A 12,608-nucleotide genomic window follows, 5' to 3' on the forward strand; every position below is an offset into this window, starting at 1 on the left:
CTCCGGCGAGCGGGGGGCCGACGGCTCCCGGAACCGGCGTCACAATCTGGCAGCCAGCCTCGTACCTTGGTCGATAGCGCGTTTCGCGTCCAGTTCGGCGGCCAGTTCCGCCCCGCCGATCAGATGCGCCGTGATTCCGGCGGCGGCGAGTTCGGATTCCAGATCGCGCACCGAGTCCTGTCCGGCGCAGACGATCACATTATCGACCCGGACGACCTGGGGCCGTTCGTGTTTCGGGCCGAAGGTGATATGCAGTCCCTCGTCGTCGATCCGCTCGTAGTTCACCCCACCGATCTGCCGGACCCCCTTGGCTTTCAGCGCGGCCCGGTGCACCCAGCCCGTCGTCTTACCGAGTCCCTTGCCGAACGGCGTGTCCTTCCGCTGCAGCAGCACGACCTCGCGCGCGGCCGGAGACACCTGGGGCGCGCGCAGCTGACCGCGCAACAGCTCGTCGTCGGCGTCTACACCCCATTCCTGTTTCCATTCGTCCGGTTTCAGCGTGGGATGCCCCTCCACGGTGAGATATTCACTCACGTCGAATCCGATACCGCCCGCCCCGATCACCGCGACCCGGGAGCCGACCGGTTTCTCCGCGCGCACCAGCTCCGCATAGGACAGCACCATCGGATGGTCGATTCCCGGGATATCGGGGACGCGCGGGCGAACCCCCGTCGCCAGCACGATCTCGTCGTATTCGCCGGCGATCAATTCGGCCGCGGTGACCCGGGTATTCAGCCGCACCCGGACACCGGTGAGCTCGAGCCTGCGGCTGAAATAGCGAATGGATTCGTCGAATTCTTCCTTACCGGGAATGCGCCGCGCGATATCGAACTGCCCGCCGATCCGGTCCAGGGCTTCGAACAAATCGACCCGATGCCCGCGCTCGGCCAGATTCACCGCTGCCGACAGTCCGGCGGGGCCGGCACCGACAACTGCGACGTTCTTGGTTCGCCGCGTGGGCAGCAGCACCAGTTCGGTCTCGTGACCGGCCCGCGGGTTCAACAGGCACGACACCGTCCGGCGCTGGAAGGCGTGGTCGAGGCAGGCCTGATTACACGCGATACAGGTGTTGATCTCGTCGCGCCGCCCCTGCGAGGCTTTGTTCGCCCATTCCGGATCCGCCAGCAGCGGACGGGCCATGGAGATCAACTGGGCATCGCCACGAGTCAGGATCTCTTCGCCTGTTTCCGGCATATTGATCCGGTTCGATGCGCATACCGGAACATCCACGGCTTTGGTGATCTTGGCGGTGAATTCCACGAAAGCGGCCCGTGGTACCGAGGTGACAATGGTCGGCACCCGCGCCTCGTGCCACCCGATATCGGTGTTGAGGATACTCACCCCCGCGGCTTCGAGTTCACGGGCCAGATCGAGGATTTCGGCGAACGTCTGCCCTTTTTCGACCAGTTCGGCCATCGACAAACGGAAAACGATCAGAAAATCGGGGCCGACGGCGGCGCGGGTCCGGCGCACGATCTCCACGGCCAGCCGCCTGCGGTTCTCGGCCGACCCACCCCAGCGATCACTGCGGCGATTGGTACGGGGCGCGAGGAATTGATTGATGAAATAGCCTTCCCCGCCCATGATTTCGACACCGTCGTAGCCGGCGAAACGGGCCAGTTCGGCACACCGCACATAATCGTCGATCACATTCCGGACGCCACGGTCGGACAGCGCGCGCGGACGGAAGGGGTTGATGGGTGCCTTGATCGACGAGGCGGAAACGCTGCCCGGTACATAGGCGTAGCGTCCGGCGTGCAGGATCTGCAGCGCGATCTTCGCCCCGGCATCGTGCACCGCGCGGGTGATCGTGCGATGCCGGTACGCCTCGGTGCGGGTGGTCAGCTTCGCACCGAACGGCAACAGCCAACCGGTGCGATTGGGGGCGTAGCCGCCGGTGATGATCAGGCCGACCCCACCGCGCGCCCGTTCGGCGAAGTAGGCGGCCAGCCGGTTCACATCCCAGGCCCGGTCCTCCAGGCCGGTATGCATCGATCCCATGACCACCCTGTTCCGCAGCGTGGTGCTGCCCACCTGGAGCGGTGTGAACAACTGCGGATAACTCGTCGTCGAGTCCATCGCGGGCTCTCTTTCCGATATCGATCCGGGCCCCGACCCGGACCCCGGCCTGCAGGACCTCATCACACCATTCGGCGCACGGCGATTTCCACCCCGGTCACAGCTTCGGACAACGGTCGGTCACGGCCGGCAACGAGGACCGCCGCGGCGGCCGCAAAATAGCCCGCTGACCATCACGGAACCGTCACGAACAAGCTAAATCCAGGCATTACCGGCAAAAGTTTTGTGTCCTACGCCACATGAGGTTTAAAGATATTTCCCCAGGTCGAGGCGATGCTGCAACAGGTTCATTTCGGATTTCAAGATCGCGCTCATGATTTTCTCAGGCTCCGTTCACCTTCCATTAACCTCTCGTGACCATTCTGAGATCCGGTCGGAAACGACCTGAGGTTCGGCTGGATCGCGAAATTGTGGACGCCGGGTTGGAAACAACCGGAACAGCGCGGCCAGTGAATACCGCAGAAGGTATGGCGACAACCGAGCCCGAATCCAATGTACTCCGCCGGCGCGGCGGCCCGGGAAACCACCCGGCACCGTGGATGCGCCTTCCGGACCCGAACCGGCCTGCGTTCGGTGTCACACAACAAAACCCGACAACAGCACAGTCATGTTTTCCGGTCGCGACCCACCGGTCGCCACCGTAGATCCGTGCTGCCCGAACCGGGCCGGATCCCGAGACCGAACAAGGAACCGAATCCGCTCATGTACAACCACCGTTTCTCCAGCCTGCGCCGCCGCACCAAGCGCGAAGCCATGGGCTTCGCCCTCGCCACCGCCGGCATCGTCGCCGTAACCGCTTCCTCCGCGGTCTCCATGGCCGACGACAGCACCCCCACCAAGGTCGCCATGGTCGCCGAGCAGAAACCTGCCGAGGCCGTCACCAACGCGGCACCGGCCGCCGAAAACCTCGCCGCCCCGGCACCGGCCCCCGCCGCTGCCGCCCCGGCCCCCGCACCGGCTCCGGCCCCTGCCCCCGAGGCGGCCCCCGCCCCGGCGCCCGCACCGGCCCCCGTGTACCCCAACAACCTGGACGGCTGGATCCGCGAGGCGCTCGACATCCTGCACCAGAACGGCATCCCGGGCACCTACGAGGGAATCCAGCGCAACATCCTGCGTGAGTCCTCCGGCGATCCCGGCGCCATCAACCTCTGGGACTCGAACGCCGTCATGGGCATCCCCTCCAAGGGCCTCCTGCAGGTGATCGACCCCACCTTCGCCGCGTACCACGTGCCCGGCACCCCGTTCGACGTCTGGAACCCGGTCTCGAACATCGCCGCGGCCTGCAACTACGCCGCCCACCGGTACGGCTCCATGGACAACGTCGACAGCGCGTACTGATTTCTGGCGCACCGACGCGCCCAGACCACAACCCGGCTACCGGAACGATGGAACGCAACGGCGCGTACCACGGCCCACGAGCGTAGTCAGGAGACCCCACAACGGAGTGGGTGCGCGGTGTCACGCAGAAGCGTGGCACCGCGCATTTCTCTATCCCGCACCACACCTGCCCCACCGCCGCCGCGAGGCGCGTTTGATCCCCCTACCGCCAGCCGGTCGGCATGCAACTCCCATCCCCGTTTCCCGCATGCGGACAGTCAGCGTTGGTGGTTCGGGGCCCGTCTCGTTCTGGAGCGACCAGAGCGAAGGAGCGCAGCGACTGAGCGCCGGGAGTGAAGAACGAGACCAAGGGGGCCCCGAACCCGCGACGCCGCAGGCGGCGCAAAAAACACAGAACCTTCACGGGCTGTCCTGCTTCCCACCTCCACGAACGGCCCCGCCTGTCGCCACTGGCGGACGAGCCAACCGAAGTCACCGCTCCGTACAAGCGCACCGAGCCACCGCGCCCAACCCAGCTTGGTCACCGCCCCGGACACCGTGTACGCAACGGCGCGTACCCCGTCCCCGAGCGTGACCAGGGGGCCCCACAACGGCGTGGGTGCGCGGTGCCGCGCCCAGAGCACGGCACCGCGTACGACCCCTCTCCCGGCGGCAACTCCAACCCTCCCGCGGCACCTACCCCTTCCGCGATCGGCCGTTTCGAGCCTCGATTTAGACTTGTGTATGGCCGATTACGCACATTCCCCGGCCGCGGAGGCCGGTCGGGCTGCCAAGGCCCGGCACCTGGCCGGATATCTGTGGGACCGCGATATTTCCGGCCCCGAGTTGCTCGATCTCCCCGACCCGTCCCGCCGCAAGCTCGCCCGGGCCGCGGGAGTCAACCCGCCCAGTACCGCCGAAACCTGGCGGTCGGTAGCTCAGCTTCTCCATGACAAGGCCGCTTGGGCCGACCGTCATCCCACGCATCCCGCAGCCCAGCGCCCCTACCGCGACGAGAAACTCCTGTGGGTCAAACCACCCATCACTCCGTGGTGAGGGGTGTTCCGGCGCGCCGGAACACCCGTACTCTTCACCACCAGCCCGTGGCTGTTCCTATCTGCCGCTCCAGTTCCGGAGCCAGTGTGCGGGCGTAGCTGGCACTGAGATGGTGTTCGTCGTGGTACACCAGGACATTTCCTTCGACCACCCGGCAGATATCCGGACCACATACCGAATCCGTGAGGTCCAGCAGCTTCATATTCGGGAACGCCGCCGCGTGGGCCAGAGCCGGGTTGACCGGCGCCAGCGCCGCTGTGCGGGCCATACCGCAGGTCGCACTGTCCCCACCGGCAGCGAGACAGTCGACGGCGCTGTAGCGGATACCATTCGGGCTGCGTAGCCAGGGCGTGTCACGGATAGCGAGAACGTTCAGGTGACGTTCGGCCAGCGCCGCCCAGACATCGAGATATTCGGCGGGGACCACATCGCCGCCGATGGGCCAGACCGGCGCCGTGGCGGTGGTGAAGACGAATTCCGGCGGGTCGGCGGCGAGCGTATCGATGACCGCCCGGGACCAGTCGCGGCAATCGGAGATATCGAGTCCCCGGTATTGCGCGTCGTCACGGATATTCAGCGAACAACCCATTTTCAGGTACACGACCACCTTGATGCCGTGGACCCGGGCCAGCGCGTCCATGGCCGGCATCCAGTGCTCGGTATGGGAGTTGCCGACCATCGCGATGGTTCGCGATCCGTTCGGGTCACCATAGGTGCAGGTGACCATCTCCTTGTTGAACCAGTCGGAAATGCATCCGTCCCGGGTGGGGGCCGGTAGATCGTTGGACGCCTCCAGAATCGAGGGCCGGAGTTTCGCCACCGGGACCTCCGCACCGGCGAACAGCGCCTCGGCACCCGGGTATTCGTTCACCGGCAGCGCCTCGACCGGCTCGGTAGGAGTTCGCGCCATCACCACCTGCCAGGAAACACACGCACCCAGCACGAATACGCCGACCATACTCACGGCCACACCAGGGATCCGGCGACGCCAGACCGGGGTGACAACCGCTGCCGCGCCCGACCGCACCCGCAGCGGTTCTTCGATGAACTTGTTGGTCACCACGGCGAGAACGAGTGAGGCTCCGAGAACCAGCAGTCCGCCGCCGAGCCCGGCATGCGGTTTCCCGGTCTCCACCAGGTAGTAGATGAGCAGTGGCCAGTGCCACAGGTACAGCGAGTAGGCGACAGCACCGAGTTCGACCATCGGCCGCGTGGCGAGCAGCCGGTTCACCAGCGGCTGCTGTCCGCTCTCGGTGCGGATACCGGCCATGATCAGGGCCACCGCGGCACCCACCGGGAACAGCGCGGCCGGTCCCGGGAACTGGCGTGCCCCGTCGAACAGCAGACCGCACACCAATACCGCGCCGAGGCCCGCGACCGCGAGCAGGGCCGCCAGCGTCCGCCCGGCCCGGCCCGCGCCGAGCCGCAGCCACGGCAGCGCCGCGGCCAGCAGCGCACCGGTCAGCAGCTCCCAGGCCCGTGCGGCGCTGTCGTAGTAGGTCCACTCCTGGGACACGTTCATCCAGATGGTGGCGTAGGTGAAGGAGCCGGCTCCCAGGGCCACCGACAGCGCCAGGATCGCGGGTCGCGCGGCGCCCGGACGGCCGAAGCGGCGGCACATCCAGGCGACCAGCCCCACCAGCACGACGATGGCCACATAGAACTGTCCCTGCACGGCCATCGACCACAAATGCTGCAGTGGACTCACCGAGGGATCGGCGGCCAGATAACTCTCCGCGGCGCGCGCCAGATACCAGTTCTGGTAGTAGAGGGCAGAGGCCATCGTCTGCCCCGACATATTGCCCCAGGTCGAATACGGCTTCGTGATGACTGTGGCGACGGCCACCACGGCCAGCACCACCATCAGCGCGGGCAGCAACCGCCGCGCCGTGCGCACCGCGACCTGGCGCGGGACGATCCGGCCGGTACGTTCCGCCTGCCGTAGCAGCATCCCGGTGAAGAAGAAGCCCGAGAGCACCAGGAAGATATCGACCCCGCCGGAGACCTTGCCGTACCAGACATGGAAGGCGACGACCAGAGCGATCGCGATACCGCGGAGACCGTCGAGGTCGAGGCGGTAGTCGGCCGAGCGGGCTGTGGCGCCGGGTTCCGCTGCGGGAGGTTGCGCGGCGACGTCACTGTCCTTGATTCGCAACAACTGCTCTCTCCGACCTATCGACTTCCCTGCCCGGCCCGATAGGGGTCGAGTAGCGGCAGCGGAGAACAAGCCTCGGACATAGCATGCATCCCTATCACAACGTGTGGTGTCCGGCGAATTCCGCCTTCTCCTGGAAGAGGGCTTCGCCACTGTGGGGTGATCCGGCACAGCATCCGGGGAGTACCCAACCGCGACCACGATTTCCCTTGTCTTACCCACGCCATACAAGTTGACAACCGAGGCGTCCCTCACAACAGTGGTAGCCGCGCGTTCTCTTGTCGGACGCAAGATTTACTCCCCAGCAGACATAGAGGAATCCATGAACGTACGCCAGCTCTATGTCAGTGCCGCCGCAGCGGGGCTGACACTTCTGGCCGCTCCCGTCGCGAGCGCCGCCCCGATCCAGATCCCGCTGCCTTCCCTGGCCGGCACCGGTTCCTCGGCCGCCGATGCGGTACTGGGCGCCACCGGTTCGGCGCAGCTGGCGCAGACCGGTTCCGCCGGTGGCGCCTTCAAGAATTGTGACGAGGCACGCGCCGCGGGCCGGGCGCCGATTTTCCGTGGCGAGCCCGGGTTCGGCCCGCACCTGGATCCGGACGGCGACGGGTTCGCTTGCCCCACCGTCTGATCCGCTACCACTGCGCACGAACGCCCGGTGACAGATGTTCTGTCACCGGGCGTTCTTGTTGTCGACAGGGGGTGAACGAGGCCCTGCGTGGTTATGCTCTGCTTCCGCCCGGGCCCGATTCGCTCATCCCGCTCCGGCGGTTCAGCGCAGGATCTTGAACACAAGCGCGCCGACCGCCAGCACACCCACACCGATCAGCGTGTATTTCACCTTCGGCTCGTTCACCTTGGCCAGCGCCACCTGTTTGGTGCCCTCGGCGAGCCGCTGCGGATCGGCCCGCACCGCGATCTCGTCCAGGGTGCTGGCCAGCCGCTCCCGCGCGGCCTCGATCTCCTGCTCGATCCGCTCGGTATCCTTTGCCACCTTCACGCCTCCTGTACCTGGTCTGCCGCGTCCTCCGGCGGCCGATGATCACCCCTGGGCCGCGGTGTGTCACCGGTCGCTCCAGGGTTCGCGCTCGAGTGTATCCGCGGTCACCACCGCCGCCACGTGCTCGGCCCGATCACGGCCGGTCGCGGCCGGGCGCCGGACCCGGACTCCCCACGACCTCGGCTACCCGCACGATCCGAGTCGGCATCCGGAAGCCGGGCGATTCGGATACGGTGCGAGGGTGACCGATAACCATCGACTCTCCCCGGGCGATCAGGCACCCGATTTCACCCTCGCCGACGCGGACGGCAACGACGTATCGCTGGCCGACTTCCGCGGCCGCAAAGTGGTGGTCTACTTCTACCCCGCGGCGAGCACTCCCGGCTGCACCAAGCAGGCGTGCGACTTCCGGGACAATCTCGGTGAGCTGAATTCCGCCGGGCTGGAGGTGATCGGGATCTCGCCCGACAAACCCGCCAAGCTCGCGAAGTTCCGGGAGGCCGAGAAGCTGAACTTCCCGCTGCTGTCCGATCCCGAACGCAAGGTCCTCGCCGAATGGGGCGCGTTCGGCGAGAAGACGATGTACGGCAAGAAGGTGACCGGGGTCATCCGATCCACCTTCCTCGTCGACGCCGACGGGAAAATCGAAGTGGCGCAGTACAACGTGCGTGCCACCGGCCACGTCGCCAAACTGCGCCGCGATCTCTCCGTCTGATCGGCGACCACCCGGCCGGGCCGGAATCTGGCCCCTTTGAGCCGTTCGGCCCGGGTACTACCGGTCCGATCGGGCAGTGCCGGCACCGGGCCGGGGTGGTTACTCGTGCGAGGCGATCAGCTGTTCGTAGCCGTCGAGGAGCAGCGCCAGCCCGTTGTCGAAGAACAGATCCGCCCACTGCTGCTCGTCCTGTTCGAAGGCCTGCGCCCGCATGGCGGCGGTGAGTGCGGGGAACCGTTCGGGGTCCAGCAGGCGTTGGATGACCCACCAGTCTCCTTCGGACTCCGCGTTTTCGGGTTCGATCTCCGCGGCCGAACGTGCCCGCCCGATCACGTACAGCGACAGGTTCATCACCAGCTGTAGTTTCATGGGCTCGGGTACCCGGGTCTGCGCCAGGGCAGCCAGACCTGTCTCCAGCCAGGCCATGTTGTTGGGTCCCAGCGGTGGCGCGCTGAGCCGCACGCTGAGCCAGCCCGGGTGGCGGCGGATGACCCGGTATTCGGCCCGCGCCCACTGCTCGAGCGCCGCACGCCAGGGCCTCCCCGGAGCGATCTCCGGCGGGGTACCGACGATCCGGTCCAGCGCGACTTCCAGCAGCGTCGCTTTGCTGTCCACATACCGGTAGAGCGACATCGCGGTGAACCCGAGCCGGTCGGCGACCTTGGTCATCGACAGGGCGGCGAAACCCTCTTCATCGGCCAGTTCGATGGCAGCGTCGACGATCTGTTCCAGGCTCAGCCCGCGGCGGGGGCCCCGAGCGCCGGCCGGCGCAAGGCCCCACATCAACTCGACTGCCTTCGGCAGCGGCCTGGTCTCGCCGGCGGGCTGCCCCGTGGCCACGGGCGCCTGCGACCCGGCTGCTGCGCCGGCTGTCGGCCACGGATCCGGGTCCGGTCCACCGCCGGCTGCACTCGCCATCGATATCGACTTCCCTTCTGTTCCGGTCCGGCGGCGCGGGGTGTCCGCGTCCGGCACGGCGCCGCCGACCCTGGTGTCTCTCTTCCTACCGCACCTCGATCGCCGCTCTTGCGCCTCGCCCTGAACTGTGTACGCTTTAATCAGAATATATGCCATATACAGTTTATGTGGAACACTGTTTCTGGAACGGAGTACCGCTGTGACCAGCACAACCGCCATCTCCCTGACCGGGCTCGGCAAATCCTTCGGCGATCAGCACGTCCTCGCCGGCATCGATCTCGATATCGCCCGCGGATCGGTGTTCTCCCTGCTCGGGCCCAACGGCGCCGGAAAGACCACCATGGTGCGGATCCTCGCCACCCTGACCGCCCCCGACACCGGGACGATCCACGTAGCCGGCCACGACGTGGTCCGCGATCCCGACCGGGTTCGCGCGGCCATCGGCGTCACCGGTCAATACGCGGCGCTGGACAAGGTCCTCACCGGGACCGAGAACCTGCACATGGTCGGCCGGTTGCTGCACCTGGGCAGATCCGAAATGCGCCGGCGCACCACCGAGCTACTGGAACGTTTCGATATCGTCGCCGCCGCGAACCGCCCCGCGAGCACCTATTCGGGCGGAATGCGACGCCGCCTCGACCTGGCCATGAGCCTGATGAGCCGCCCGGAAGTGGTCTTCCTCGACGAACCGACCACCGGCCTGGATCCGCGCAGCCGCCGCGAACTGTGGCAGGTGATCCGCGAACTCGTCGGTGACGGAGTGACCGTATTCCTCACCACCCAGTACCTGGAGGAAGCCGACCAGCTCGCCGACCGGATCGCGGTGCTGCACGACGGCCGGATCGTCGCCGACGGAACCCCGGCCGAACTCAAACAACTCACCCCCGGCGGCCATATCCTGTTCCGCTTCGCCGACCGTGCGGATCTGGCCGCCGCCGCCCGCGCGACCGGATCACCGGCGACCGATCCGGACGACCTCACCCTGCAGATTCCATCCGACGGCCACGTCACCCACCTCAAACATCTGCTGGACGAGTTCGCCGGATCGAATATCACGGTCGAGCAGCTGAGTGTGCACACACCGGACCTCGACGATGTGTTCTTCGCGCTCACCAGCCACCCGGCCGAGCCCGTTCCCGCGGCGTCCTGATCACCGCATCCCCGACTCACAGAAAGCCATTCGCGTGACAACCCTCACCTTTTCCGTCCAGGACGCGGCGACCATGACGGCTCGCAATATCCGCCACACAGTGCGCAGTCCCGACGCGCTGATCAGCACCCTCGCGTTGCCGATCATGATCCTGCTGATGTTCGTCTATGTGTTCGGCGGTGCGATGAATGTCGGCGGGGGCACCTTCGTCGACTACGTGGTCCCCGGGATCATCCTGCTGTGTGCCAGTTTCGGCGCCGCGACCACCGCAGTCAGTGTTTCGGTCGATATCACCGAAGGTATCGTCGACCGTTTCCGCACGATGGCCATCAGCCGATCCTCCTTCCTGACCGGACACATCACCGAAAGCCTGCTGCGCAATATGGCGGCCACCGCGATCGTGATCGCCGTCGCGCTGGCGATCGGTTTCCGCCCCACGGCCGATCCGCTGCGCTGGCTCGCCGCCGCCGCGGTGCTGGCGCTGGTGGTCGTGGCGCTGTCCTGGCTGTCCGCGTGCTTCGGTCTGATCGCCAGTAGTCCGGAGGCCGCCAACGGTTTCACCGTCTTCGCGATGTTCATCCCGTACATCAGCAGCGCGTTCGTTCCCCCGGAGACCATGCCGAGCTGGCTGCGCGGCTTCGCCGAACACCAGCCGGTGACACCGGTGATCGAAACCTTGCGCGGCCTGCTCGTCGGCACCCCGATCGGTGAGAGTGCGCTGCTCGCGGTCCTGTGGTGGGGTGCCATAGCTGTGGTGTCCTATGCCACCGCGCAGGTGCTGTTCCGCCGCCGGACCCGGGACTGACCCGACCCCCCGCCGATCCGCGACAGGTGTTGTCCACCCCGGATCGGCGGGGTCGCGGTGGTGAGACATGACAGACTCGCCGTCACAATCCCGTACTCTCCCACCACCACCTTCTTACTACCGCTAGCCTGGGACATGTGAACGTACGTACGGAGGCCAGAGCGAAACGGCGTCCGGACCCTGCGCTGGAACTGGAACTGCAGGACGATCCGCAGGAGTTGATGCCCCGGCGGCGTCCGACCCAGGAGCGCAGCAAGCGGAAGTTCGACGCACTCCTGCAGGCGTCCCGGGAACTTCTCGTCGAAGTGGGGTTCGAATCGTTCACCTGTGAAGAGGTCGCGGCCCGGGCGGAAGTTCCCATCGGCACCCTGTACCAGTTCTTCGCCAATAAATACGTGATCGTCTGCGAATTGAACCGGCAGGATCTGGTGGCGGTATCCCGGGAGCTGGCCGATTTCCACGGCGAGATCCCTTCGCTGGACTGGCTGCGCCATATGAATCAGTTCGTCGACCATCTCGCGAGCCTGTGGATGACCGACCCGTCCCGCCGCGAGGTGTGGCTGGCGATGCAGTCCACCCCGTCCACCCGGGCCACCGGCGCCATCCACGAGAAGGAGTTCGCCGAGGTCGTCTCGCAGATGCTGCGCCCGCTCACCCCGCGCACTCCCCGCGCCCGGCGGACCATGATGGCCGAGGTACTGGTGCACGTGGTGTATTCGATGATGAATTTCTCGGTGCAGGACGAGCAGAGCCACGCCGACGCGGTCGCCGAACTCAAACGACTCATGGTCGCCTATCTCCTGGTCGCGGAGAAGGAATCCCGCACCGCCAGCCAACGCTGACCCACCGACGGAATGCGGCACCGCCGCCCACGGACCATCATCGGCCGCGGACCCGGCCACATTCGAGGTGAACCCGCACGCCGAACAGCCCGGAGTGTTCTCACTCCGGGCTGTTCGGGTCGAGCCTCAGTTCTCCGGTGACCGGCCTTCGATCAGATCGGCGAGTTCACCGGGATCCTCCAGCACCACCATGGCGGCCGCGGTGTCCCCGTCGTGGGTGAGCGACAGATGTACCCGCACCCGCGGCAGGAACTCCGCGGCCAGCCCGTGCAGTTTGATGCTCGGCCGGCCCCAGGCGTCGTTGACGACCTCGATCAGCGGATACGGGTTGTCCCCGATCTGCGGGCGGCGGGCGAAACGGGAGGAGGCCCAGGCTTTGAGCACGGCCTCCTTCGCCGCCCATCGCGCCGCGTAGCTGCGGGCCGGATCGGTGGCCTTGCTCTGGCAGTAACGCCGCTCGCCGGCGGTGAAACTCTCCCGGAGCATGGTCGTTCCGGCGCGTTGCAGTTGTTCGGCGAACTCGGAGATGGTCACCAGGTCCAAGCCGATTCCCAGGATGGTCACAGTGGCG

General features: G+C 66.6%; 12 protein-coding genes. 7 read left to right on the forward strand and 5 right to left on the reverse strand.

What is annotated here, in order from left to right; translation table 11 throughout:
• Nucleotides 1-39: 39 nt before the first annotated feature.
• Nucleotides 40-2,079, reverse strand: coding sequence for an NADPH-dependent 2,4-dienoyl-CoA reductase (locus ABZ827_RS22995; protein ID WP_357240068.1), 2,040 nt, complete (start codon nucleotides 2,077-2,079; stop codon nucleotides 40-42).
• A gap of 702 nt (nucleotides 2,080-2,781) precedes the next feature.
• On the opposite strand from ABZ827_RS22995, the gene ABZ827_RS23000 reads away from it, so the two are divergent.
• Together ABZ827_RS23000 and ABZ827_RS23005 are read left to right on the forward strand one after the other, a co-directional pair.
• Nucleotides 2,782-3,417 (forward strand): transglycosylase SLT domain-containing protein, encoded by a 636-nt coding sequence (locus tag ABZ827_RS23000; protein ID WP_357240070.1) that lies wholly within the window; start codon nucleotides 2,782-2,784, stop codon nucleotides 3,415-3,417.
• Nucleotides 3,418-4,140: 723 nt separating this feature from the next.
• Nucleotides 4,141-4,452: a hypothetical protein gene (locus tag ABZ827_RS23005; RefSeq protein ID WP_357240073.1), complete on the forward strand. Its 312-nt coding sequence runs from the start codon at nucleotides 4,141-4,143 to the stop codon at nucleotides 4,450-4,452.
• Between the two features lie 34 nt (nucleotides 4,453-4,486).
• Here ABZ827_RS23005 and ABZ827_RS23010 read toward each other — a convergent pair whose 3' ends face one another.
• On the reverse strand, nucleotides 4,487-6,610 hold the full coding sequence (locus tag ABZ827_RS23010; RefSeq protein WP_357240076.1) for an acyltransferase family protein: 2,124 nt from the start codon (nucleotides 6,608-6,610) through the stop codon (nucleotides 4,487-4,489).
• A 319-nt stretch (nucleotides 6,611-6,929) separates the two neighbouring features.
• Here ABZ827_RS23010 and ABZ827_RS23015 point away from each other — a divergent pair, with 319 nt between their 5' ends.
• A complete protein-coding gene (locus ABZ827_RS23015; RefSeq protein WP_357240079.1) occupies nucleotides 6,930-7,238 on the forward strand; it encodes an excalibur calcium-binding domain-containing protein in 309 nt (102 codons plus the stop codon).
• Between the two features lie 141 nt (nucleotides 7,239-7,379).
• Here the strand turns inward: ABZ827_RS23015 and ABZ827_RS23020 are convergent, their stop codons facing one another.
• Nucleotides 7,380-7,601, reverse strand: a complete 222-nt coding sequence (locus ABZ827_RS23020) for a DUF3618 domain-containing protein (RefSeq protein WP_357240081.1) — start codon at nucleotides 7,599-7,601, stop codon at nucleotides 7,380-7,382.
• Nucleotides 7,602-7,848: 247 nt separating this feature from the next.
• Here ABZ827_RS23020 and bcp point away from each other — a divergent pair, with 247 nt between their 5' ends.
• Complete coding sequence (gene bcp, locus ABZ827_RS23025) at nucleotides 7,849-8,322, forward strand: thioredoxin-dependent thiol peroxidase (RefSeq protein ID WP_357240084.1); 474 nt, start codon at nucleotides 7,849-7,851, stop codon at nucleotides 8,320-8,322.
• A 99-nt stretch (nucleotides 8,323-8,421) separates the two neighbouring features.
• Here the strand turns inward: bcp and ABZ827_RS23030 are convergent, their stop codons facing one another.
• Nucleotides 8,422-9,240 (reverse strand): TetR/AcrR family transcriptional regulator, encoded by an 819-nt coding sequence (locus tag ABZ827_RS23030; RefSeq protein WP_357240087.1) that lies wholly within the window; start codon nucleotides 9,238-9,240, stop codon nucleotides 8,422-8,424.
• 199 nt (nucleotides 9,241-9,439) lie between these two features.
• Here ABZ827_RS23030 and ABZ827_RS23035 point away from each other — a divergent pair, with 199 nt between their 5' ends.
• From ABZ827_RS23035 to ABZ827_RS23045, 3 genes are all read left to right on the forward strand, one after another.
• Nucleotides 9,440-10,390, forward strand: a complete 951-nt coding sequence (locus ABZ827_RS23035; RefSeq protein WP_357240090.1) for an ATP-binding cassette domain-containing protein — start codon at nucleotides 9,440-9,442, stop codon at nucleotides 10,388-10,390.
• Nucleotides 10,391-10,463: 73 nt separating this feature from the next.
• Nucleotides 10,464-11,195 (forward strand): ABC transporter permease, encoded by a 732-nt coding sequence (locus ABZ827_RS23040; RefSeq protein WP_357240381.1) that lies wholly within the window; start codon nucleotides 10,464-10,466, stop codon nucleotides 11,193-11,195.
• A 221-nt stretch (nucleotides 11,196-11,416) separates the two neighbouring features.
• Complete coding sequence (locus ABZ827_RS23045; RefSeq protein ID WP_051164436.1) at nucleotides 11,417-12,037, forward strand: TetR/AcrR family transcriptional regulator; 621 nt, start codon at nucleotides 11,417-11,419, stop codon at nucleotides 12,035-12,037.
• A 126-nt stretch (nucleotides 12,038-12,163) separates the two neighbouring features.
• On the opposite strand, the gene ABZ827_RS23050 is transcribed toward ABZ827_RS23045, so the two are convergent.
• On the reverse strand, nucleotides 12,164-12,601 hold the full coding sequence (locus ABZ827_RS23050) for a holo-ACP synthase (RefSeq protein WP_357240093.1): 438 nt from the start codon (nucleotides 12,599-12,601) through the stop codon (nucleotides 12,164-12,166).
• Nucleotides 12,602-12,608 lie beyond the last annotated feature (7 nt).

The organism is Nocardia sp. NPDC019395 (assembly GCF_040632335.1).
GTDB lineage: Bacteria > Actinomycetota > Actinomycetes > Mycobacteriales > Mycobacteriaceae > Nocardia.